The organism is Micromonospora sp. DT41 (assembly GCF_049841715.1).
Lineage (GTDB): Bacteria > Actinomycetota > Actinomycetes > Mycobacteriales > Micromonosporaceae > Micromonospora > Micromonospora profundi.
On the sequence record NZ_JBNCKU010000006.1, the window covers coordinates 338,185 to 359,765 of the forward strand.

Consider the following 21,581-nt stretch of genomic DNA (forward strand, 5'->3'; position numbering starts at 1 on the left):
GAACAAACTTTCGCTCCCCCACCCTTGCGGGCAGAGGAGCTGCACTCTACCAGAGATCATCCTCCGCCCCTCGCGGGGCGGAGGAGAACTCCGTCAGAATCCAGCGTCCGGGATTCTCGCGAATCCCAGCTGCGCTGGGGTACCAGGACTCGAACCTAGACTAACTGAACCAGAATCAGTCGGGCTGCCAATTACCCCATACCCCATTGGCCCCTTGCGGCGCCGGGATTGAACATTACCCTCCCAGCGCCAGCAGGCCAAATCCGATCCCCCCGAAACGCCCTTGAGCTGCGGAAACAGGGGCATCGGACCGGTCAGGCGACGGGGACCACCGGGTTGCTGAGCTCACCGATGCCCTCGATCCGCACGGTGACCGTATCCCCCTCGACGAGGGGACTAACCCCCGCCGGTGTGCCGGTGAGCACCACGTCGCCGGGCAGCAGGGTCATCACGTGCGAGATGTACGACACCAGGCCGGCCACGTCGAAGACCATGTCCTTCGTCCGGCCGAGCTGGCGTACCTCCATCTCGTCGGGATTGCGGCCCACCTCACACCGGATCTCCAGGTCGGAGACGTCCAGACCGGTGGTGATCCACGGACCGATGGGGCAGAAGGAGTCGAAACCCTTGGCCCGCGTCCACTGCCCGTCGGAGCGTTGGAGGTCCCGGGCCGTGACGTCGTTGGCGCAGGTGTAGCCGAAGATGGCGCGTTCGGCGGCGGCACGGTCGGCCCGGCGGGCGCCAGGTGCGCCGATCACGACCGCCAACTCCGCCTCGTGCTCGACCTGCTTGGAGAAGATCGGCAGCCGGATGGCGTCCCGGGGACCGATCACCGAGGTGGACGGCTTGAGGAAGAGCAACGGCTCCTTGGGTACGTCGTTGCCCAGCTCGGCGGCGTGGTCGGCGTAGTTGCGGCCCACGCAGACCACCTTGCTGGGCAGGATCGGCGAGAGCAGCCGAACGTCGGAGAGGGCCCACCGGGCCCCGCTGAAGGAGAGTTGGCCGAACGGGTGACCTTCGATCTCGGCGATGGTCAGGCCCTGCGGCCCGGCCTCCGCTTCGCCCTCGACGGCCCCGAACGACATTCCCTTGGCATGAGCGAAACGAGCGATACGCACCTCGCCAATCTAGCCCTGCCGACGGGTTCACCGGCCACGACCGGCTGCCGGGTGTGCGCAACCCGTCAGCGCGGCGGCACCATACCGGCCGCCGGGGTGACCGGGGCGGGATTCCTGACTTCGTACCCGCACGGAGAGACCGCGCCCTTAGCGTCGGCTCCGGAGGTTCGTTCGTATGCCTGCATCGACACGACACCACAAGGCCCTCGCAGTGTTCGTCCACTGCCTCGGCATCCTCGCCGCCGTGCCGGCCCTGCCCGCGGTGGAGCCGGAGGCGTCGGCCGCGCCACGACCACCGACGGTCGCGCCACGACCACCGACGCCCACGCCACAACCAGCGGTGCCGTCTGCTGTGGCGATGGCCGCACCGCTAACGGGGGCGGCGAGCACCGCGCCGGCCCCACCCGCGATGGCAGCACCGCTGCCGGGCGTGGCGAGCGCGGAGCCCACCCCACCGTCGGCGCCACCGGCGATGGCGCCACCGACGCGGACACCGGCGTCGGCACCACCGCCTCCGGTCACGGTGGCGATCGCGCCGGAGAGCAGCCCGGCACCGCGGTACCGGATCCACGTGCGCAACGTGGGTGACTCGCCTGTCGACACCACTGTGCGCCAGGAGTTGCCCTCCGGGGCGTCGGTCACCGCGATCAGTGACGGCGGCCGGTCCACCCGTTCCGGCGGGTCGACCGGCGAGGTGACGTGGCGGCTACGGCTGCCCGCGCACAGCACCACCACGCTGGGCACCGCGCTGACCACCACCGCGCCGGGCCAGGCACTGACCGCGCCGGCCTGCGCCTTCACAAGCGACGGCAACCGGCCGTACGACTGCGCGTCGGCCACCTGGCAGGCGGCGGGAACACCTGCGGCGCAGGTCACCGAGGCGCAGCCGCTCTGGCGGCAGGTCCCGTTGCTGCTTGCCGGCGTGGCGGTCCTGTTGTTGCTCGGCGCCGCCCTGTTCTGGCTGTGGCGTCGTCGGCGCGGCCGGCGGGTGACCGCCGCCGCCCTGTCCAGCGGCAGCGGACCCGGCAACGAGCGCGGAACTGTCTATCCGCGTCCAGCCACCCCGAAACCGGTACGTCGTCGGCGTACCCCGCCTGTCGCTCTGCTTGTCGCCGGGGCGGTGGTGGTGTTGGCCGCCGTGGTCGGCACCGCCGGCTGGACGGCGACCCGGCAGGTCTCCCAGATCGACACGCAGAAGCAGCCGACCAGCGGCGCGTGGATGGGCACCGGGGTGTCCGGGCCGGTGGGTGTGCCGCTGCGCGAGTCCGCGTTCGAGTTCACCGTCTACCGGATGACCTGCGCGGAGCCCGGCAGCGCGAAAGCGGCAAGCGGAGGGAGTGCGGCCCCGGCTTCCGCGCGGCGCTGCCAGGCCACAGTGGGAGTGCGCAACATCACCGGCACCCAGCAGCCCTGGCACGGCCAGTTGCAACGGGCGTACCTGCCCGGTGGTCGCTGGGTGAGCGCCGACGAGCCGGCCACCCAGGCCGCCAACCTGGGCCGGGACGTCTTCGCCAACCCGGTGGCCGCGGGCAGCCGGGTGGTGCTTCCGCTGGTCTTCACCGTCGACGGGCGGGACCCGCCCCGGCAGTTGGAGCTGCGCAGTGGCGTCTTCTCCGCCGGCGTGCGGGTGCAGATGCCCTGACCGGCGGTCGGGCGGCGGTCGTACCCTGGGGTCCGTGACCGCCGCCCTCGCCCCCGCCGTGCTCGACGCGGCGACCTGGCAGGCACGGCGCCGGGCCCACGAGGAGCGGGTGGACGTCTGGCTGACCCCGCACCTGGCCCGGCGGCGCCGGGGCGAACGGCATCCGGTGGCCGACTTCCTGTTCACGTACTACTCGCACCGGCCGGCGCAGCTGCGCCGCTGGCATCCGGGCGCGGGGGTCGAGTTGCGCGGCGCGGACCTTGCCGAGTTCGGCAGGGACTACCGCGCCACCGCCGTCGGGGTCATCCTCGACACCGATGGGGTACGCCAGCGGCGTGGCGAGTCGATCGGGTGGATCCGCTCCCTGCTCGCGGCGACGGCGGGGCGGGCGGCGCACTTCGGCTGCTTCGGGATGCACGAGTGGGCGATGGTCTACCGGCAGACGCAGGAGGAGCTGCGGCACAACGCGTGGCCGTTGCGACTGGATCCGGATCAGACCGCCGCGATCGTCGAGGAGCGCGGGGTGCGGTGCAGCCACTTCGACGCGTTCCGGTTCTTCACACCGCCGGCCCGTCCGTTGAACCTGCTCACCCCGACCCGGGAAACCCAGCACGAACACGAGCAGCCGGGCTGCCTGCACGCCAACATGGACGTCTACAAATGGGCGTACAAGCTGTCGCCGCTGGTGCCCTCGGAGCTGGTGGCGGACTGTTTCGAGCTGGCCCGCGAGATCCGTACCCTCGACATGCGGGCCAGCCCCTACGACCTGGCGGCGCTCGGCTACCCGCCGGTGCGGGTCGAGACGCCGGAGGGTCGGGCGGAGTACGCCGCCGCGCAGCGCGGTTTCGCCGACCGGGCCGGCGTGCTGCGCCACCGGCTCCTCGCGGCCGTCCCCGCGTGAGGCGACGGCTCGCCGCCTGACCGGCGGCTCCAGCCTGACCGGCTGAGCGCGGCGCGGCCCGGGGACGGCGGGGTCAGGTCGCCGGACGGGTTCGCAGGCCGTCGAGAAGCAGCGCGACCACCGCTGCCATGTCCGCGTCGAGGCCGGGCTCGGTCCACTCGGTCCGGTGGGACGGGTGGTGGAATCGGGCTGTGGCCTGCAACAGCGCCCGGCCGGCCACCGCCGGGTCCGGCACGTCGAAGTCGCCGGCCGCGATCCCGTCGGCGACGATCAGGCTGAGCTGACCGGCAAGGATCTCCAGGTGGTTGGCGACGGCGCCCTCGGAGAGCGTGGCGAGCTGGTGGAAGTTGTCGAACAGCTCCGGATCCTCCCGGGCCATCCGACGCTTGGTGCCGCTCAGCTCGGCAAGCCACCGACGCAGCCGCTGCGGGGCGGGGTCGGTGCCGGTGGCGACCTCGACGAGCGGGGTCGAGACCCGGGCCAGCCAGCGTTCGGCGACCGCCTCGCGGAGCGCGGCCTTGCTGGCGAAGTGTCGGTAGACGCTGCCGTGGCTGACGCCCAGCGCACGGGCGACGTCAAGCACTGTGGCCTTGGCGGGCCCGTACCGGCGTAGCGCTTCCTCGGCGGTGTCGAGGATGCGGTCGGCCGTCAGGGCGGTGGCGTCGCTCATCGCTCCAGCCTCCCTGACCGCGTGCGCGGCCGTGGCGCGACCCCCGGGTGGCGGGCACGCCACGGCCGGATCGTCATGCCCGCTCGCTGTCCAGCAACGCCATCTGCGCCTCGTCGTAGCGGCTGCCGGCTACGGCGTCAGCCGGGACGGCGGCCTCGATGGCGGCCAGGTCCGCGTCGGTCAGGGTGACCGCCGTCGCGCCCAGTGCCTCGGTGAGCCGGTCCCGGCGGCGGGCGCCGACCAGGGGCACGATGGTCTCGCCCCGGGCGAGCACCCAGGCGATGGCGATCTGCGCCACGGTGACGCCCCGAGCCTCGGCGATGGTCCGCAGGGCGTCGACCAGAGCCAGGTTGCGGTCCAGGTTCGCGCCGGAGAACCGGGGCAGGTAGCTGCGGAAGTCGGTGCCGCCGGTGTCCCTGCGAGCCGTCCAGTGGCCGCTGATGAGGCCACGGGACAGCACCCCGTACGCGGTGATCCCCACGCCCAGCTCACGGGCCGTCGGCAGGATGTCGGACTCCGGGTTACGGGAGATCAGCGAGTATTCGATCTGGAGGTCGGCGATCGGGTGGACGGCGTGCGCCCGTCGCAGCGTCTCCGCGCTCACCTCGGACAGGCCGATGTGCCGGATGTGACCGGCCTGGACGAGCTCGGCGAGGGTGCCGACCACGTCCTCCACCGGCACGTCCCCCGGCAGCCTGGCCGGACGGTAGATGTCGATGTGGTCGGTGCCGAGGCGCCGCAGCGAGTACGCCAGGAAGTTCTTGATCGCGGCGGGTCGAACGTCGACGCCGTTCCAACCGCCGTCGACGTCGCGCAGGGCGCCGAACTTGACGCTGATCACCGCGTCGTCGCGGTTGCGACCGCGCAATGCGTCGCGCAGCAGCAGTTCGTTGTGGCCCATCCCGTAGAAGTCGCCGGTGTCCAGCAGGGTGACGCCGGCGTCCAGGGCGGCGTGGATGGTGGCGATGCTCTCGACCTCGTCGGCGTCGCCGTAGAGGTCGGACATGCCCATCAGGCCGAGGCCGAGGGCGGAGACGGTCGGGCCGGTGGTGCCGAGCGTGCGGGTGTCCATGGGGGTGTTCCTCTCCTCGTTCACCCCGTCAGCATACATACTTTGACTGACAGATTCCTGATTCTGTCACTGGATAGCCGGAGAGGGTCGGTGCCGAGCTGACGTTCGCGAAGGGTCGGACTACTCGCCGTCGACGCGGCGGTCGCGCTTGCGCTGCGACTGGCGCTTCTTCTCGGCCAGCCGGCGCTCCTTCGCACCCCGCGACGGCCGGGTCGCACGTCGAGGTGGCGGCGGAGGTGCAGCCGCCTCACGCAGCAGCGCCACCATCCGCGCGCGTGCCGCCTCCCGGTTGGCGAGCTGCGCCCGGTGTTCGCTTGCCGCGATCGTCAGCACGCCGTCCACCAGGCGGTTGGCCAGACGTGCAAGCGCCCGCGACCGGATCCAGTCGGGCACCGACGGAGAATTGGCCAGGTCGTAGCTCAGCTCGACCCGGGAGTCGGCGGTGTTCACACCCTGCCCACCCGGCCCGGACGAACGGGAGAAGCGCTCCCGCAGCTCCCCGGCGGGGACGACCCACCGGTCGGTCACCCGCAGTCCGTCGTCCACGCTCCGAGGCTAACCCGCACCGGCGCACCGGGAGTCACCGGTGCGGAGGCTCACTCTGCGTCGAGGACGGGCTGGGCGTCGGGCCTGCGGTCTCGTCGTCCGAGCCGACAGCGGCGTACGCCACCGCGCCGAACAGCAGCAACCCGATCACCGCGGCCTTCACGGCGACCCCACGGATCAGCAGCCAGGCGCCACTGCGTGCCGTCGGCACTGACTTCTTCACGGTCTGGTAGTCGGTCCACCCGCGCCGCGCCCGGGCGTACGCCGACCCCACCGCACATCCGATGACCAGGCCCACCAGCAGGAGGGCCGTGAGAAGAGGACGCTCCACCTCCGCCAGTATCCATATCGAGCGTCATATTTCCACCGTTTGATGTCGTCCGGCCGGATATCCGACACCACCGCCGGCCGGATCGACAGCCGAGGAGTGTCCGGGCAGCTCAGCCGCCCTTCCCGATGATCGTGTCGGCGCTCTGCTGCACCTGCTCGATCGGGATGGCGAAGCCGATGCCGATCGACCCGTTTCCGTCGATGGTGGCGATAGCGGTGTTCACCCCGACCACCTCGCCACGGGCGTTGACAAGCGGCCCGCCCGAGTTGCCGGGATTGATCGACGCGTCGGTCTGCACCGCGCTGTGCCGGTTGTTGCCCAGCCGTACCTGGCGGTCCAGCGCACTGACGATGCCTGCGGTGACCGTCCCGGACAATCCCAACGGTGAGCCCACCGCCAGCACGGGCTCACCGACCCGGGTCGCACCCGGCTTGGCAAGCGGCAGCGGGGAGAGCCCTGCCGACGGCGGCACCTTCAGCACCGCCAGGTCGCTGCGCGGTTCCCGGCCGACCACCTCGGCTTCGTAGCGGCGGCCGTCGGGCAACTCGACCGTCACCGGGCCGCCGCCGCCCTTGGCGAGGATGTGGTCGTTGGTGACGAGGTGCTGCTGGTCGTCGATGGCGAACCCCGACCCGGTCGCGGACGCGCCGTTTGCACCACCGGCAAGCACCGACACCACCCCGGGCACAGTCCGCTCGGCGGCGGTGACCAGTTCCGCGGGCACCGGGGCGGCGGACGCGGCAGCCGGGCCGGGCGTACCGCTCTGGCTGGCCACCACACCGCCGGCCAGAGCGCCCGAGACGGCGGAGACCGCCACGACAGCCAGCGCGGCGACCAGCCGGCCGGGACGCCACCCGCCCGGGTCCCGGCCCGAGCCGGGCGCGTCCCACCACCCGCGACCGTCCGGGTCGAGTTCGGGCGAGATGAACAAGGGACCGCGCGGTTCGCCCAGTCCGGTCTGCACAGCCATGCGTACTCCTCACGGTCGGGCGTTGGCCCGGCGGATCAGGGCAGTCGGGAGAACCAGCGCATCGAGCCGGCGGCCGCGCCCATCGCGAAGACGAGTCCGAGGCCGATGAACCGGGCCGAGACGTCCTGGCGTTCGGTGCGGTAGCCGACCGAGCTGCCAATGTCGTCGTAGACGGCGCGCAACTCGTCGCTGGTGCTGGCCTCGTGAAACATCCCGCCGGTCTCGTCGGCGACCGCTCGCAGCGTCTGCCCGTCGACCGGCACCTGGATGGGCCGCCCGCCCCGGTCCACGAACCCGGACGGGGTACCGAAGGAGATCGCGTGCACCGGCACCTTCGCCGCCACCGCCTCCGCCGCCGCCTCCATCGGGTCCATGCCCGAGGTGTTCGCCCCGTCGGAGAGCAGAATGATCCGGGCCGGCGGTGGCTCCTTCGCGGCCTCGCTGTCCAGGCTTTTGACCGCGCCCAGCGAGGTGTTTATGGCCTCGCCGATAGCGGTGCCCTGCACCCCGGTCACTCCCTCGGCGAGCCGACCGATCCCCTCGTCCAGGGCGTCCCGGTCGGTGCCCGGCGGCACCAGCACCGCGGCGCTGCCGGCGAAGGCGACAAGCCCCACGTTGAACTCGTCGGGCAGGCCCTCGACGAACCGCCGGGCCGCCTGCTTGGCCGCCGCCAGCCGGTCCGGCTCCACGTCGGTGGCGAGCATCGACGTGGACACGTCCACCGCCACCATCACTGTGGCGCGTTCCCGGGGCACCCGAACCTCGGCGCTGGGCCGGGCGAACCCCACAACGAGCAACGCAAGCATGGCCAGGAACAGCCCGGCCGGAACGTGCCGACGCCAGGCCGGACGCTCCGGCGCGACCCGGTCGAGCAGCCGCAGGTTGGTGAAGCGGACCGCGTACCGGCTGCGACCACGCTGCATCACCAGGTACGCGACGACAAGGGCGAGCACGCCGAGCAGCAGCCAGAGGCGCAGCGGCGACTCCCAGTTCACGCGGTACCTCCCCGGGCCAGCCCGGCCGGCGCGGCGGCCATCCGCCGCTGGGCGTGCACGTGCCGGACGATGTCCGCACCCCAGTCCCGGTCGGTACGCAACGCCAGATGCGTCGCCGCGCCCCGGCGCAGGGCCTGACGGACCTGCTCACGCTGGGCGGCGGCAGCTTCGGCGTACCGCTCCCGCAGCCGACGGTCCGATGTGCACACCTCACGGTGGCGGCCGGTCTCCGGATCGACGAGCGTGATGAGGCCGACGTCGGGCAACTCCAACTCACGCGGGTCGGTCACCTCGATCGCCAGCACCTGATGGCGTACGGACAGCCGGCGCAGGGTCGCTTCCCAGGGCGGCGGGTGGCCGGGGTCGTCGGGCAGGCCGTCGAGGAAGTCCGAGACCACCACCACCAGACCGCGCTGGTGGGCGACCCGGTGCAGCGCGTCGAGCCCGTCCGCCAGCTCCGGCGATCCGACAGACGTGCCCGCTGATCCGACCGGCGGCCGGGACGGGTCGCCGTGGCCCGGCGTACGCGGGGCGGCCAGCAGCGCGCGGAGCAGACCGAGCAGGTGGGTACGGCCGCTGCGGGCGGGGAATCGGCGTACCCCGTCGGCGCGCAGCACCTGGGCACCGAGTCGGTTGCCGACGCCTGCGGTCAGGAAACCGACGGCAGCCACCGCGGCGACGGCCAGCTCCCGCTTGTCCAGCTCGGCAGTGCCGAACTCCATGCTCGCGGTGCCGTCGACAAGCATCCAGGTGGTCAGCTCCCGGTCGGCGTCGACCTGCCGGACGTGCGGTACGGCGGTGCGGGCGGTCACCGCCCAGTCCATCCGGCGGACCTCGTCCTCCCCCGGCCGGTACTCACGACTGCCGGCGGGTTCGCTGCCCGGCCCGGGCAGCAGGCCACGGTACTGGCCGTGCAGCAGGCCGTTGAGCCGCCGGGTGACTGTCAACTCCAGACGCCGCAGTCGTTGATCAGGGCTCAGCTCGGCCAGGCCGGGGTCCGGCGGCGCCGCGACAGTCGTACGGCTGGCGCGTCTCATGCCGCCGCCAGGTCCGGCGTCTGGTGTGGATGGGAGTTCGCCACCCGGGGTGGCGGCACCGCCTCCACCAGCCGCCGCACCAGGCTCTCGGCCGACACCCCGTCGGCCACCGCGTCGAAGGAGAGCACGAGCCGGTGGGCGAGGACGTCCACCGCCAACTCCCGGACGTCCTCGGGCAGCACGTACTCCCGACCGCGCAGGAGCGCCTGCGCCCGGGCTGCCGCGACCAGGCCGAGGGTGGCGCGCGGGCTGGCGCCGTACGCCAGCAGGGGTGCGATCTCCGGCAGCCCGAACCGGCCCGGATCGCGGGTGGCGAGGATGAGCCGGACCACGTACTCCGCGATGGCGTGGTGCACGAAGACCCGCTCGGCACGGACCTGGAGATCCTGCAACCGTTGCGCGTCGAGCACCTGCCGTGGGCTGGGCCGATCGGTGCTCATCCGGTAGAGGATGGCCAGTTCGTCGGCGTCGCTGGGATAGTCGACGACCACCTTCATCAGGAACCTGTCGCGCTGCGCCTCCGGGAGTTGGTAGACCCCCTCCGACTCGATGGGGTTCTGGGTGGCAAGCACCAGAAACGGCGACGGCACCGGCCAACTGCGGCCGCCGATGGAGACCTGCCGTTCCGCCATGGCCTCCAGCAGCGCCGACTGGACCTTGGCCGGCGCGCGGTTGATCTCGTCGGCAAGCACCAGGTTGGCCATGATCGGGCCCAGTTCGATGTCGAACGTTTCCTTCGATGCCCGATAGATCCGGGTGCCCACGATGTCGGAGGGGACCAGGTCCGGGGTGAACTGAATCCGGGAGAAGGTGCCGCCGACCACTGTGGCGAGGGTCTGCGCGGCAAGTGTCTTTGCCACACCGGGAACCCCCTCCAAGAGGCAGTGCCCGTTGGCGATCAAAGCGGTGAGCAGTCGTTCGACGAGCCGATCCTGCCCGACGATCACGCGTTTGACCTCGAAGAGGGTCTGTTCCAGCTCGACGCCGGTCGGCTCGGGTTCGACCGCGCTGGGCATGCTGGCCAGGGTGTCCGAGATGTCCGTCACGGTGCTTGCTTCCCGGGCGGAGGGGCCGGCAAACGTCGGATTGTGCGCACCGGACCGGTCCGTTGTGCACCGGATGAGGACGAGCCGCCCGGACGGGTGACAACCGGAAGAAGACGACCGGACGAGTACGTCGACCCCGGGCCGGCAGGAGCCGGGCCGCCGTGACGAGACGTCCTTGCGAGCACGGCGCGGCCCCCGCACGCCAGGTGCGGGGGCCGGGTGTCGGTTGGTCAGGACAGGTGGACGACCAGGTGGAAGCCCAGGTCGGCCGGGGTGCCCGCCGAGTTGCGGGTCTGCACGAAGACAGCGTTCGGCGTGCTGAGCCGAGGCGCGACCGAGACTTCGCCGGCCGGCGGGATGCAGCAGGAGTCGGCCCGACCGATGGTGGCCACGAAGGTGCCGGCTGTGACGACCGTGCCGAACTGCACCTCGTACTGCCCGGTGCCGTACTTGATGACGGTGCCGGTGCCGCGGGCCTTGGTGCCGTTGGCGTTGACGACGACGGTGGTGGTGGAGGCGACGAGCGTGGTCGCCTTGGCGCTCAGCGCGGCCTTGGCCTTGCGGGCGGACTCCGCCGTTACCGGCGGCTGGGCGTTCGTGCCGCGCGCGGCCGGCTGGGCGGCCTCGACCGGAGCCTTCGCCGTCGGTTGGGCGACGGCGATCCCACCTCCGGCGAGGGTGAGCCCCAGGACGGCGAATGCGATCGCCGCTGCCTTACGTCGGAAAGATGTGCTCATGACAGGTCCCCTTTGTGTGACCGTGCGAATTCGGCCGACCCGCGGGGCGGGACGGATAACTGCCGGAAAATAGGCGGCGGCGACGCGGCATCCGACTGCAAGCCCTTGCTTGTAGCCACTTTGAGCTGCGATTACTACTCAGAGTTGCGTCGTTTGAACCAGTTGGAACGTAGCACCGGAAAAAGCTGAGCGGCAATAGTTGATCTCGCATTATCGGGTTGCCGACGGGCGGTCGAATAATTGTGAAAGGTGAACGTGCAACCATTCACGAATTGCGCATCCGGTGCCGTTATGCTGTTCGCCGTGATCGTCGACGCCGCGCCAACGCCCACATCCACGTCCACGCGTCGCCGCGCAACGACGATCGGTTCGGCGCTCTGCTGGGCGGCGGTCGTACCGACGGCCACCTGGGCCGCTCTACGGCTCGCCGGCCTGGACCGTGGGCCGCTCGTGCAGGCGTTCGCATTCACCCCGTACGTTGCGGGATGGAGCATCATCGCCCTCGCCCTCGCCGCCGCCCTACGGCGCTGGTGGCCGGCGGCGGTCGCGGCCCTGGCCGCGGTGGCGCTGCTCGTCGCGGTCGCTCCCCGCGCGCTTGCCAGTTCGCAGCCCGCGACGACAGGCCCCACGATCCGGGTGCTCACCGCCAACCTGCTCGCCGGCTCCGCCGACGCGGCCACGCTCGTGGAGCTGGTCCGGCGGCACCAGGTCGACGTGCTCGCCGTGCAGGAGTTCACCCCCGACGCGCAGGCCGCCCTGGACCGGCTCGGCCTCGACCGGCTGCTCCCCCACCGGCAGCTCAACCCGCAGATCGGCACGCCCGGCTCCGGGCTCTACTCGCGCTGGCCGCTCAGCGACGTTGGCATCAGGCACAACCAAGGCCAGGGCGGCTGGGGGTTCAGCCAGGCGTACGGCACGGTGGCCGTCCCCGGGGCGCCACCGGTGCGTGTCGAGTCAGCCCACCCCTCGGCGCCGTCCGCGCTGGACCAGGTCGTCGCGTGGCGCGCCGACCTGACCACCCAACCACCGGCCACGCCGGACGGTGGCCTGCGGATCCTCGCCGGGGACTTCAACGCCACCCTCGACCACGGCCCCCTGCGGGCGCTGCTGCGCACCGGCTACGTCGACGCCGCCGACGCCACCGGGTCGGGGCTGACCGGCACGTGGGGCCCCTACGACGGCGACCTCATCCCACCGGTCACCATCGACCACGTGCTTGTCGACAGGCGCATCGCGGTCCGTTCGCTGAAAGTGCTGCACCTACCCAACAGCGACCACCGCCCCGTCCTGGCAACCCTCCGCCTCCCCACCCCCTAACCCACACCCCACCACGCCCCGCGCCCACCACCCCCGCGATCTTGCACTTGATGCCGCGACATACAGGGCCAGAAGCCGCATAGCGGCGACACAAAGTGCAAGATCGCGGGGGTGAGGGCCGGCGGGGGTGAGGGCCGGCGGGGTGGGTGGGTGGGTTAGACCGTTGTGGGGGCCAGGCCGTAGGTCAGGGCGTCCACCAGGGCGTGCCAGCTCGCCTCGACCACGTTGTTGTGTACGCCCACTGTGGTCCAGTCCCGGCCGCCTTCCTCGGACGTCTCCAGCAGCACCCGGGTGACGGCGCCGGTGCCGTGGCTGCCCTCCAGGATGCGGACCTTGTAGTCGGCCAGCTCGAAGTTGCGCAGCTGCGGATAGTGCCGGGTAAGCCCGACCCGCAGCGCCTCGTCGAGTGCGTTGACCGGACCGTTGCCCTCGGCGGTGGCGATCACCCGCTCGCCGCGTACCCGTATCTTCACTGTCGCCTCGGACACGACGGCGCCGTCCTCGCGGTGCTCGACAAGCACTCGGTACGACTCCAGGGTGAACGGACGGGCCGGGCCGCCCTCCGGCAGCTCGGAGCGGACCAGCAGCTCGAAGGAGGCGTCCGCGGCCTCGAAGGACCAGCCCTCGGCCTCCAACTCCTTGACCCGCTTGGTCACCCGGGTCAGCGCCTCCGGACGGCCGGCCAGGTCCAGGCCGAGCTCACGACTCTTGAGCTCGACGCTGGCCCGGCCGGCCATCTCGGTTACCAGGATCCGCATGTCGTTGCCCACCACAGACGGGTCCACGTGGTTGTAGAGCAACGGGTCGACCTTGATCGCGCTCGCGTGCAGCCCCGCCTTGTGGGCGAAGGCGGCGGCCCCGGCGTACGCCTGGTGGGTGTCGGGGGCGATGTTCGCGATCTCGGCGATGGCGTGCGAGACCCGCACCATCTGTTCCAGGCAGCCGTCCGGTAGGACGGGCATGCCCAGCTTGAGCTGGAGGTTGGCGACGACCGCGAAGATGTCGGCGTTGCCGGGGCGCTCGCCGTACCCGTTGGCGGTGCCCTGGACGTGCCGGACGCCCGCCTCGACGGCGGCGATCGTGTTGGCGACAGCGCAGGCGGTGTCGTTCTGGGCGTGCATGCCGAACAGGCCGGCGTCCACGCCGAGCCGGTCGGTCAGGTCGAGGATCGCGGCTGTCACCTGGGACGGCAGCATGCCGCCGTTGGTGTCGCAGAGCACCATGCGCTCGGCGCCAGCGTCGAGAGCGGTCTGCACCACTGCCGTGCCGTACGCCGGGTCGTGCCGGAAGCCGTCGAAGAAGTGTTCGCCGTCGACGAAGACCCGGCGGCCCTCGCGGACGAGGTGGGTGACGGTGTCGCGGATCATCGCCAGGTTCTCCGTGCCGGTGGTGCGCAGCGCCCGTTCGACGTGCCGGATGTCGGCCTTGGCCACCAGCGCGATCGCCGGGGTCTGCGCGTCCAGGAGGCCGCGTACCTGGGGGTCGTCGGCGACCGCGACGCCGGCCTTGCGGGTGGCGCCGAACGCGACGAGCACGGCGTGCCGCAGCTGCAGCTCGGCGCGTGCGCGGCGGAAGAATTCGGTGTCCTTGGGTACCGCGCCCGGCCAGCCGCCCTCGATGAACCCGACGCCGAACTCGTCGAGCAGCCGGGCCACCGCCAGCTTGTCGACCACCGAGTAGGTGAGCCCTTCGCGCTGGGCGCCGTCGCGCAACGTCGTGTCGTAGACCTGGAACGTCATCAGGGTCCTTTCTCAGAGCAACAAAAAGACCTCCCGCGGATGCGGGAGGTCTGCGCGCTCGGCGGAGGGGGAGGCCGGCGCGCTAGGTCGCAATAATCAGGGCGGTGCTGGTCACGTCCGCTACTCTGCCACCGCTTCCCCGTTTCTGGGAGCAACAATCCACATCCCGGGACGTGATGTGCGCCCCACGCCGTCGCCGACGCCGTTTCCCGCCCCCGGCCGCCGGGTAGCTCGGAGGGGGACACACCACCGACGCCGAGACGATCGGCGACAGTCAGGAGTGAACGGCATGGACAGGATCGATCCGCACGCCACCCACGCCGGGCCGGACCCGCTGCGCGGCGGCGACCAGGGAGCCGTTGCCGGCGGCGCACCGGCCGGCGTCTTCGACCCCTGGCGCTACCGGGACCAGGCCGGGGTGGCCGACGCCGACCTGGTCGGCTACAAGGTCGAAGCCACCGACGGCGGAATCGGCAAGATCGACAGCGCCAGCCACGAGGTGGACGGCAGCTACCTGGTGGTGGACACCGGCCCGTGGATCTTCGGTAAGAAGGTGATGCTGCCGGCCGGGACGGTCAACCAGGTCGACCACGACCAGCGCACCATCTCGATCGACCGGACCCGCGACCAGATCAAGGCCGCCCCCGAGTACGACGAGACCAGCCACAGCGACCCTGCGTACCGGGATCAGCTGGGTGGCTACTACGACGAGACGTACGGCGCGCTGCCGCCCGGCACCGCACGCTGACCGATCGAGCACAACGGTCGGTGGGGTCCGACCCCACCGACCGTTACCGTGTGAGCGTGGACGCCATCGACGACAACCGAAACATTCAGCTGCCCGCCACCTTCAACTTCCGCGACGTCGGCGGCTATCACGGCCACGACGGTCGGACCGTACGCCGGGGCCGTCTCTACCGCTCCGACTCCCTGCACCGCCTCGACGAGCAGGACCGGGACGCGTTCACCGCCATCGGCATCCGCACAGTCATCGACCTGCGCCGCCCCAGGGAGGTCGAGCGCGACGGGCGGGTGCCGAGCTACCCGGGCCTCACCTACCGCAACATCCACCCGGAGCACGAGGACTGGGCCGCCACGCCCCACCAGGAGGGCGCCGACCTGGCCCGCTACCTCGCGGACCGTTACGCCGACCTGGCCCAGACCGGCACCGCCGGCCTGGCCGAGGCGATCGGGCTCATCGCCGACTCCGCGAACGCCCCGGTGGTGGTGCACTGCGTCGCCGGCAAGGACCGCACGGGCATCGTCTGCGCGCTGACCCTCGCCGTGCTGGGCGTCGACGACGCCGACATCGTCGCCGACTACGCGCTCAGCACCGAGGCGTCGGCCCGGTTCAGCGCCTGGCTGACCGCCACCCTGCCGAACATGGTGGACGTGCCGGCGCCGTTCCTGGCCTCACCCGCCGAGGCGATGCAGACCTTCCTTGACGAACTGCGTGCGGGGTACGGCTCGGTCGAGGCGTACCTGCGCCACGCCGGGGTGACCGACGCGCAGCTCGACGCCCTGCGCGAGCATCTGCTCGACTGAGAGCGACGGTCGGCGGGCGCGGCACCGTGCGGTGTCGCGCCCGCCGACCGGTTCGCTGAGCTGCGGATACGCCGTCAGGGCGGGTCAGAGGACCTGGCGCACCCAGCCGTGCGGGTCGGGTGCGCTGCCCCGCTGGATGTCGACAAGCTGCTGACGCAGCGCCATCGTCACCCGGCCGGGCTCGCCGCCACCGATGAGGAACTCGCCGTCGGGGAAGCGCACCCCACCGATCGGGGTGATGACCGCGGCCGTGCCGCAGGCGAAGACCTCGCGGAGCCGGCCGCTCGCCGCATCGGCCTGCCAGTCGGCGAACGTGACAGGCCGCTCCTCGACCCGGTGGCCGGCGCCCCCGGCCAGCGTGAGGACCGCGTCGCGGGTGATGCCCGGCAGGATCGTGCCGGTCAGCGGCGGGGTGACCACGGTGTCGTCGTCGTAGACGAAGAAGACGTTCATGCCGCCCAGCTCGTCGACGAAGCGTTGCTCAACAGCGTCGAGGAAGACCACCTGGTCGCAGCCGGCCTCGATGGCCTCGGCCTGGGCGGCCAGTGATGCGGCGTAGTTGCCGCCGCACTTGGCCGCGCCGGTGCCGCCGGGAGCGGCGCGGGTGTAGTCCGGCGAGACCCAGACGGTGACCGGCTTGACCCCGCCGCTGAAGTACGCCCCGACCGGTGAGGCGATCACCATGTAGAGGTATTCGTTCGACGGACGGACGCCGAGGAAGACCTCGCTGGCGAACATGAACGGCCGCAGGTAGAGGCTGCCGTCCTCGCCGGTCGGGATCCACTCCCTGTCGATCTCGATGAGCTTGTGCAGCGAGTCGACGAAGACCTCGGGCGGCAGCACCGGCATCGCCATCCGCTGCGCCGAGCTGGCGAAGCGGGCGGCGTTGGCGTCCGGCCGGAACATGGTCACGCCACCGTCGGCCGTCCGGTACGCCTTGAGACCTTCGAAGATCTCCTGCGCGTAGTGCAGCACGGCACTGGCCGGGTCCATCGGGATCGGTGCGCGTGCCTCCACCCGGGCGTCGTACCAACCCTTGCCCTCGGCGTAACGGATGGTGACCATGTGGTCGGTGAACACCCGGCCGAAGCCGGGGTTGGCCAGCAGGGCGGCCCGGTCGGCGGCGGATACCGGCGCGGGATTCGGACGGATCTCGAAGTCGAGCATGTCACCACCGCTCATCGCGCTGACCTCCCTGCGGGACAACGGCATGCGGGATCGCACGCCGACATGGCTGTGCCGAAAACTTACCCCGAACGGTCGTTCAGCGGAAAGCGCCGCTCGGGGCGGGCTGAGTGCCCGGACAGGCGGATACCGCCCCGGCGCTGGAGAGGCCGGGGCGGTCAGGCTACGGCGTGGGCGGCGAGACGGTCGCCGACCTCGGCGGTACGCAGCGTGACGCCCGGGGTGCGACCGGAGAGCTCGGCGGCGACCGCCGCGTTGACCCGGGCCGCCGCGTCGGCGTGCCCGAGCTGCTCCAGCAGCAACGCGGCGGAGAGCACCGCGGCGACCGGGTCCGCGACGCCCTGCCCGGCGATGTCCGGGGCGGAGCCGTGCACGGGCTCGAACATCGAGGGGTACGTGCCCTCGGGGTTGATGCAGCCGCTGGCGGCCAGGCCGATGCCACCGGTGACCGCGGCGGCGATGTCGGTGAGGATGTCGCCGAACAGGTTGTCGGTGACCACCACGTCGTACCGCTGCGGCTGGGTGACCAGGAACATCGCGGCCGCGTCGACGTGCTGGTACTCGGTGGCGATGTCCGGGTGCTCGGCGGCGACGGCCTCGAAGGTGCGCGCCCACAGCGACCCGGCGTGGGTCAGCACGTTGGTCTTGTGCACGAGCGTGACCTTGCGCCGTTCCCGGCGGCCGGCCCGCGCGAACGCGTCACGGATGACCCGCTCCACGCCGTGCCGGGTGTTGAGGCTCTCCTCCGTGGCGACCTCGGCGGGGGTGTCGCGGTGCAGCGACCCGCCGGCGCCGGCGTAGAGACCCTCGGTGCCCTCGCGCACCACCACCAGGTCGACCTCGCCGGGCTTCACGTTGCCAAGGGGGCCGGCGACACCGGGCCAGAGCCGGGACGGGCGCAGGTTGACGTACTGGTCGAAGGCGAACCGGAGCTTGAGCAGCAGCCCGCGCTCCAGGACACCGGGCGGCACCGTGGGGTCGCCCACCGCGCCGAGCAGGATCGCGTCGTGCCCGGCCAGCTCGGCCAGCACCGAGTCGGGCAACACCTCTCCGGTACGGTGCCAGCGGGCGGCACCGAGGTCGTACTCGGTGGCCTCGACACCGCCGGGCAGCACCGCGTCGAGGACCTTGCGGGCCTGCGTGACCACCTCGGGTCCGATGCCGTCCCCCGCCACCACAGCGATCCGCGCCACGACCGCACTCCCTACGTCGACTGCCCTGTCCGGGCAACGGTACGACCTCGTCCCGATTCCCGGTACGAAGCTTCCACGATATGGGATTTCCGATCCACAGCATCCTCTCAGCCGGGATCCATGTGGTGGTCATCTCCGCTGCCTACGGTCGAAGTCGACGGGTCAACAGACCCGGGAACGGCGATTCGCCACGCCGCGACGCCAACTGCGAGGGGGCAGATGCCATGCGCATCGACGAGCAGCCGCGGACCCGCTGGCCGGACACGTCCGCGTTCCGCAACCGCCGGCCCGACCTGCGACTTGGCAGGCGCCGGCACCAGATCGACCCGGCCAGCGCCACGCAGGGCCGGATCGCCCTGCAGCACACGGTGCGCACGGCGACCGCGGAGTACACGATGCTGCTCAACGCGCCCGAGTGGCTCGGCCGTCGGGGCGTCGGGGAAGCGCTGCGGGACAGCGTCGCGGAGCTGCGCGCCATCGACCTGACCTACGGCCCGAACCGGCCGGAGAGCCTGGTCTCCAAGCTGCGCCGCGGAGAGGTCAGCCCCGAGTCGTACCCCCCGCTGGCCGACCTGGTGGACCGCTGCGCGGCGATGCGCGCCGCCACCGACGGATGGTTCGACGCCTGGGCGGTGCCCGGAGGTTTCGACCCGGGCGGACTGCTCGGGGGCTGGGCCGTGGAACGCGCCGCCGCTCGGCTGCGGGCTGCCGGGGTGCACGACTACGCGGTGCTCACCGGTGCCGACCTGGTGGTGCGGGGCCGGGCGCCGCACGGCGGCCCGTGGCGGGTGGCAGTGCACCACCCGACGGAACCCGACCGCGCGCCGCTGGTGCTGGAGATGACCGATGGCGCCGTCGGCACCTCCGGGGTGACCGGCCGGCAGGGGCACGTGGTGGACCCCCACACCGGCGAACCGGCCACCCAGCTCGCTGCCGCCACTGTCGTCGGCCCGGACCTGGCGGTCGCCGATGCCTACGCCACAGCGCTCTACGCCGCAGGCCCCACCGGCCTGGCGTGGTTCCGTGGTGGCTCCGACTATCGCGCACTCTTCGCCCACCGGCGCTGAACGCTCGCTCACCGGCTTGAAACGCGCCGCACGAGCGCCGTCTCCCCGCGGTGCTCCCCGCCCGATTCGCGCCTCTGCCGCCTGAGCGCGGCGGCTGGTCGGGCTGCGATCGGCCCCCACCGCCTCGGCAACGGCTGTGGGGGCCGGTCAGCGACGAGTGCGCGTGGCTTGCGCAATCGAGGGGTGCGGACCGGACGGGCCGGACGTCGACCGCGCCACCCGAAGACGGGCCGGCGCCGCGAACTCGGCCAGTGACCGCAGTCGTACGCTAGCGAATCGACGCAACTCGAGGCAAGAGGCTCCACAGCGGACCGTCGCGGGCAACGAGTCCCGGGTCGGACGATCCGGCTGCGGCGAGGCAGTTTCGACACGGTGAACGACGGATGGCACGCTGTCCGCCGTGAGTTTCGATCTGAGTGTGTGGGCCCTGGAGGACGGGGCGACGCCCGAGGACGTGCGGGCAGCGGTCGACGGTTGCCGGCAGGGGCGGCACGTGGACCGTTACCCGGACCCGCGGGTTGTCGCCTTCTACCGGGCGATCACCGCCTCCTATCCGGACCGTCACCCCGGCCCGGACAGCCCGTGGGCCGTCGCGCCCCTGCACGCCGCCCACGACCATGTCGAGCTGAACCTGCACCCGACCTGCGCGGATCAGGTGCTGCTTGACATCGAGCGGCTGGCCGGCACGCACGGGCTGATGCTCTTCGACCCGCAGGACGGCTCGGTCTACCCGCCGCCGACCCGGGTCACCAACTGACCGACCGGGGACGGCCCGCAACCCTCCCCGGGTACGACGAAGGGGCCCGGCATACCGCCGGGCCCCCAGTGGTGTTGCCGTCGACTACTCGTCGCGCAGGTCGGCCGCGCTGGCAGATGTCGCGCCGATCGAGTCCGCCGCGGAGGTGAGCAGGTCGGCGCCGAGCGCCTGGTCGACGGTGAGCGTCATGAGCGTCTCGCCGCCCGCCTCACGCCGGGCGACCTGCATCGCGGCAATGTTGATGCCCGACTCGCCGAGCAGGGTGCCGACGGTGCCGACGACACCCGGCCGGTCGGCGTAGCGCAGGAAGAGCAGGATGCCCTCGGCGCCGATCTCCACGTCGAAGCCGTCCACCTCGGTCAGCTTGATGATGTCCCGGGCGCCCGAGTGGGTCACGGTCCCGGAGACGCTCACCGTCCGGCCGTCCGGCAGCGCGCCGCGTACGGTGACCAGTGTGGGCTGCTCGGCGGTCTCGGCGAGGCTCGCGAGGGTGACCTCGACGCCGCGCTCGGCGGCCAGGTGCGGGGCGTTGACGTAGGTGACCTGCTCCTCGACGACGGAGCTGAACAGGCCCTTCGTCGCAGCCAGCTTGAGCACCGACACGTCGTGGCCGACGATCTCGCCACGGACCTCGACGGTGACGCTCGCGGCGACCCCACCGGCGACAGCGGTGAACGCCCGGCCCAGCTTCTCGGCCAGCGGCAGCAGCGGCCGGACGTCCTGGGCGACCACACCGCCGGCCTGCACGTTCACGGCGTCCGGCACGAACTCGCCCTGCAATGCCAGCTTGACGCTCTTGGCCACGGCCAGGCCGGCCTTGTCCTGCGCCTCGTGGGTGGAGGCACCCAGGTGCGGGGTGGCCACCACGTTGTCGAACGCGAACAGCGGCGACGAGGTGCACGGCTCCTTGGCGTACACGTCCACACCGGCGCCGGCGACCCGGCCCTCGGCGATGGCGTCCGCGAGCGCCTGCTCGTCGACCAGACCACCACGGGCGGCGTTCACGATGCGCACGCCCGGCTTGACGATCGCCAGCTCCTTCTCACCGATCAGCCCCATCGTCTCCGGGGTCTTCGGCAGGTGGATGGAGATGAAGTCGCTCTCGCGCAGCAGCTCCTCCAGCCCGACCAGGCGTACGCCGAGCTGGGCCGCGCGGGCCGGCTGGATGTACGGGTCGTACGCGATCAGCCGGGTGCCGAACGCGGCGATGCGGGAGGCGAAGAGGACCCCGATCCGGCCGAGCCCGACCACACCGACGGTCTTGCCCTGCACCTCGACGCCCGTGTACTTGGACCGCTTCCACTCCCCCGCCTTGAGTGCCGCGCTGGCGCTCGCGGTGTTGCGGGCCACTGCCAGCAGCAGCGCGACGGCCTGCTCGGCGGCGGAGACGATGTTCGAGGTGGGAGCGTTGACGACCATCACGCCCCGGGCGGTGGCCGCCGGCACCTCGACGTTGTCCAGGCCGATACCCGCCCGCGCGACCACCTTGAGTCGCGGCGCGGCGGCGATCGCCTCGGCGTCGATCTGGGTCGCGCTGCGCACGATGACGGCGTCGGCCTCGGAGAGCGCCGAGAGCAGGGCCGGACGGTCGGTGCCGTCGACGTGCCGGACGTCGAAGTCGTGGGCGAGCACCTCGATGGCGGCGGGGGCGAGTTCTTCGGCGATCAGTACGACAGGATTCATCGGTCCTCGTAGAGGTCGTGTATGCGATCG

At 71.8% G+C, this 21,581-nt stretch carries 21 protein-coding genes and 1 tRNA gene; 7 read left to right on the plus strand and 15 right to left on the minus strand.

Annotated elements, in window-relative coordinates; translation table 11 throughout:
• Positions 1-134: 134 nt before the first annotated feature.
• A tRNA-Gln gene (locus ACLQ23_RS14455) sits at positions 135-206 on the minus strand.
• A 108-nt stretch (positions 207-314) separates the two neighbouring features.
• A complete protein-coding gene (locus tag ACLQ23_RS14460) occupies positions 315-1,118 on the minus strand; it encodes a fumarylacetoacetate hydrolase family protein (RefSeq protein ID WP_355630944.1) in 804 nt (267 codons plus the stop codon).
• Positions 1,119-1,293: 175 nt separating this feature from the next.
• Here ACLQ23_RS14460 and ACLQ23_RS14465 point away from each other — a divergent pair, with 175 nt between their 5' ends.
• Positions 1,294-2,760 carry a hypothetical protein gene (locus ACLQ23_RS14465; protein WP_355630941.1) on the plus strand — a complete coding sequence of 489 codons (1,467 nt, stop codon included), beginning with the start codon at positions 1,294-1,296 and terminating at the stop codon, positions 2,758-2,760.
• Between the two features lie 34 nt (positions 2,761-2,794).
• Entirely contained in the window at positions 2,795-3,661 is an 867-nt protein-coding gene (locus tag ACLQ23_RS14470) for a 3-methyladenine DNA glycosylase (RefSeq protein ID WP_355593605.1), read from the plus strand.
• A 73-nt stretch (positions 3,662-3,734) separates the two neighbouring features.
• Here ACLQ23_RS14470 and ACLQ23_RS14475 read toward each other — a convergent pair whose 3' ends face one another.
• The 9 genes from ACLQ23_RS14475 to ACLQ23_RS14515 all read right to left on the minus strand — a co-directional run bounded on the left by ACLQ23_RS14475 (position 3,735) and on the right by ACLQ23_RS14515 (position 11,065).
• Positions 3,735-4,331 (minus strand): TetR family transcriptional regulator, encoded by a 597-nt coding sequence (locus ACLQ23_RS14475; protein ID WP_355593603.1) that lies wholly within the window; start codon positions 4,329-4,331, stop codon positions 3,735-3,737.
• Between the two features lie 73 nt (positions 4,332-4,404).
• The gene (locus ACLQ23_RS14480) at positions 4,405-5,427 is read right to left on the minus strand and encodes an aldo/keto reductase (protein WP_355630938.1); all 1,023 of its coding nucleotides are present in this window, start codon (positions 5,425-5,427) and stop codon (positions 4,405-4,407) included.
• A gap of 96 nt (positions 5,428-5,523) precedes the next feature.
• Positions 5,524-5,949 carry an alternative ribosome rescue aminoacyl-tRNA hydrolase ArfB gene (arfB, locus tag ACLQ23_RS14485; RefSeq protein WP_053652401.1) on the minus strand — a complete coding sequence of 142 codons (426 nt, stop codon included), beginning with the start codon at positions 5,947-5,949 and terminating at the stop codon, positions 5,524-5,526.
• 34 nt (positions 5,950-5,983) lie between these two features.
• On the minus strand, positions 5,984-6,280 hold the full coding sequence (locus tag ACLQ23_RS14490) for a hypothetical protein (RefSeq protein ID WP_355593599.1): 297 nt from the start codon (positions 6,278-6,280) through the stop codon (positions 5,984-5,986).
• Positions 6,281-6,389: 109 nt separating this feature from the next.
• Positions 6,390-7,250 carry a S1C family serine protease gene (locus tag ACLQ23_RS14495; RefSeq protein WP_355593597.1) on the minus strand — a complete coding sequence of 287 codons (861 nt, stop codon included), beginning with the start codon at positions 7,248-7,250 and terminating at the stop codon, positions 6,390-6,392.
• Between the two features lie 35 nt (positions 7,251-7,285).
• Positions 7,286-8,245, minus strand: coding sequence for a VWA domain-containing protein (locus ACLQ23_RS14500; protein WP_355593595.1), 960 nt, complete (start codon positions 8,243-8,245; stop codon positions 7,286-7,288).
• The gene (locus ACLQ23_RS14505; RefSeq protein WP_355593593.1) at positions 8,242-9,282 is read right to left on the minus strand and encodes a DUF58 domain-containing protein; all 1,041 of its coding nucleotides are present in this window, start codon (positions 9,280-9,282) and stop codon (positions 8,242-8,244) included. The genes ACLQ23_RS14500 and ACLQ23_RS14505 overlap by 4 nt, the downstream gene beginning before the upstream one ends.
• Positions 9,279-10,328, minus strand: coding sequence for an AAA family ATPase (locus ACLQ23_RS14510; protein WP_425880722.1), 1,050 nt, complete (start codon positions 10,326-10,328; stop codon positions 9,279-9,281). Before ACLQ23_RS14510 ends, ACLQ23_RS14505 begins: the two co-directional genes overlap by 4 nt.
• A 230-nt stretch (positions 10,329-10,558) precedes the next feature.
• Positions 10,559-11,065: a hypothetical protein gene (locus tag ACLQ23_RS14515; protein ID WP_355630933.1), complete on the minus strand. Its 507-nt coding sequence runs from the start codon at positions 11,063-11,065 to the stop codon at positions 10,559-10,561.
• Positions 11,066-11,356: 291 nt separating this feature from the next.
• Between ACLQ23_RS14515 and ACLQ23_RS14520 the strand changes: the two genes are divergently transcribed.
• Positions 11,357-12,382 carry an endonuclease/exonuclease/phosphatase family protein gene (locus ACLQ23_RS14520; RefSeq protein ID WP_425880723.1) on the plus strand — a complete coding sequence of 342 codons (1,026 nt, stop codon included), beginning with the start codon at positions 11,357-11,359 and terminating at the stop codon, positions 12,380-12,382.
• Positions 12,383-12,537: 155 nt separating this feature from the next.
• Here the strand turns inward: ACLQ23_RS14520 and cimA are convergent, their stop codons facing one another.
• Positions 12,538-14,121, minus strand: coding sequence for a citramalate synthase (cimA, locus tag ACLQ23_RS14525; RefSeq protein WP_355593587.1), 1,584 nt, complete (start codon positions 14,119-14,121; stop codon positions 12,538-12,540).
• A 289-nt stretch (positions 14,122-14,410) separates the two neighbouring features.
• On the opposite strand from cimA, the gene ACLQ23_RS14530 reads away from it, so the two are divergent.
• Together ACLQ23_RS14530 and ACLQ23_RS14535 are read left to right on the plus strand one after the other, a co-directional pair.
• The gene (locus tag ACLQ23_RS14530) at positions 14,411-14,869 is read left to right on the plus strand and encodes a PRC-barrel domain containing protein (RefSeq protein ID WP_355593585.1); all 459 of its coding nucleotides are present in this window, start codon (positions 14,411-14,413) and stop codon (positions 14,867-14,869) included.
• Positions 14,870-14,919: 50 nt separating this feature from the next.
• Positions 14,920-15,666 carry a tyrosine-protein phosphatase gene (locus tag ACLQ23_RS14535; RefSeq protein ID WP_377667853.1) on the plus strand — a complete coding sequence of 249 codons (747 nt, stop codon included), beginning with the start codon at positions 14,920-14,922 and terminating at the stop codon, positions 15,664-15,666.
• A gap of 84 nt (positions 15,667-15,750) precedes the next feature.
• Here ACLQ23_RS14535 and ACLQ23_RS14540 read toward each other — a convergent pair whose 3' ends face one another.
• Positions 15,751-16,848 carry a branched-chain amino acid aminotransferase gene (locus ACLQ23_RS14540; protein ID WP_355593581.1) on the minus strand — a complete coding sequence of 366 codons (1,098 nt, stop codon included), beginning with the start codon at positions 16,846-16,848 and terminating at the stop codon, positions 15,751-15,753.
• Between the two features lie 161 nt (positions 16,849-17,009).
• Positions 17,010-18,044 carry a 3-isopropylmalate dehydrogenase gene (locus tag ACLQ23_RS14545; RefSeq protein WP_355593579.1) on the minus strand — a complete coding sequence of 345 codons (1,035 nt, stop codon included), beginning with the start codon at positions 18,042-18,044 and terminating at the stop codon, positions 17,010-17,012.
• A 224-nt stretch (positions 18,045-18,268) separates the two neighbouring features.
• On the opposite strand from ACLQ23_RS14545, the gene ACLQ23_RS14550 reads away from it, so the two are divergent.
• Positions 18,269-19,111 carry an FAD:protein FMN transferase gene (locus tag ACLQ23_RS14550; RefSeq protein WP_355593577.1) on the plus strand — a complete coding sequence of 281 codons (843 nt, stop codon included), beginning with the start codon at positions 18,269-18,271 and terminating at the stop codon, positions 19,109-19,111.
• 400 nt (positions 19,112-19,511) lie between these two features.
• Positions 19,512-19,868 (plus strand): hypothetical protein, encoded by a 357-nt coding sequence (locus tag ACLQ23_RS14555; protein WP_355593575.1) that lies wholly within the window; start codon positions 19,512-19,514, stop codon positions 19,866-19,868.
• A gap of 84 nt (positions 19,869-19,952) precedes the next feature.
• On the opposite strand, the gene serA is transcribed toward ACLQ23_RS14555, so the two are convergent.
• Positions 19,953-21,551 (minus strand): phosphoglycerate dehydrogenase, encoded by a 1,599-nt coding sequence (serA, locus tag ACLQ23_RS14560; protein WP_053652389.1) that lies wholly within the window; start codon positions 21,549-21,551, stop codon positions 19,953-19,955.
• Between the last annotated feature and the right edge of the window lie 30 nt (positions 21,552-21,581).

What these genes read in the sequence shown, in the direction of transcription:
- ACLQ23_RS14530 (WP_355593585.1), top strand. Translation starts at nt 14,411, where the DNA reads ATGGACAGGATCGATCCGCACGCCACCCACGCCGGGCCGGACCCGCTG.
- ACLQ23_RS14465 (WP_355630941.1), top strand. Translation starts at nt 1,294, where the DNA reads ATGCCTGCATCGACACGACACCACAAGGCCCTCGCAGTGTTCGTCCAC.
- cimA (WP_355593587.1), bottom strand. Translation starts at nt 14,121, where the DNA reads ATGACGTTCCAGGTCTACGACACGACGTTGCGCGACGGCGCCCAGCGC.
- ACLQ23_RS14515 (WP_355630933.1), bottom strand. Translation starts at nt 11,065, where the DNA reads ATGAGCACATCTTTCCGACGTAAGGCAGCGGCGATCGCATTCGCCGTC.
- ACLQ23_RS14550 (WP_355593577.1), top strand. Translation starts at nt 18,269, where the DNA reads ATGCGCATCGACGAGCAGCCGCGGACCCGCTGGCCGGACACGTCCGCG.
- ACLQ23_RS14475 (WP_355593603.1), bottom strand. Translation starts at nt 4,331, where the DNA reads ATGAGCGACGCCACCGCCCTGACGGCCGACCGCATCCTCGACACCGCC.
- ACLQ23_RS14540 (WP_355593581.1), bottom strand. Translation starts at nt 16,848, where the DNA reads ATGAGCGGTGGTGACATGCTCGACTTCGAGATCCGTCCGAATCCCGCG.
- ACLQ23_RS14520 (WP_425880723.1), top strand. Translation starts at nt 11,357, where the DNA reads ATGCTGTTCGCCGTGATCGTCGACGCCGCGCCAACGCCCACATCCACG.
- serA (WP_053652389.1), bottom strand. Translation starts at nt 21,551, where the DNA reads ATGAATCCTGTCGTACTGATCGCCGAAGAACTCGCCCCCGCCGCCATC.
- ACLQ23_RS14505 (WP_355593593.1), bottom strand. Translation starts at nt 9,282, where the DNA reads ATGAGACGCGCCAGCCGTACGACTGTCGCGGCGCCGCCGGACCCCGGC.
- ACLQ23_RS14495 (WP_355593597.1), bottom strand. Translation starts at nt 7,250, where the DNA reads ATGGCTGTGCAGACCGGACTGGGCGAACCGCGCGGTCCCTTGTTCATC.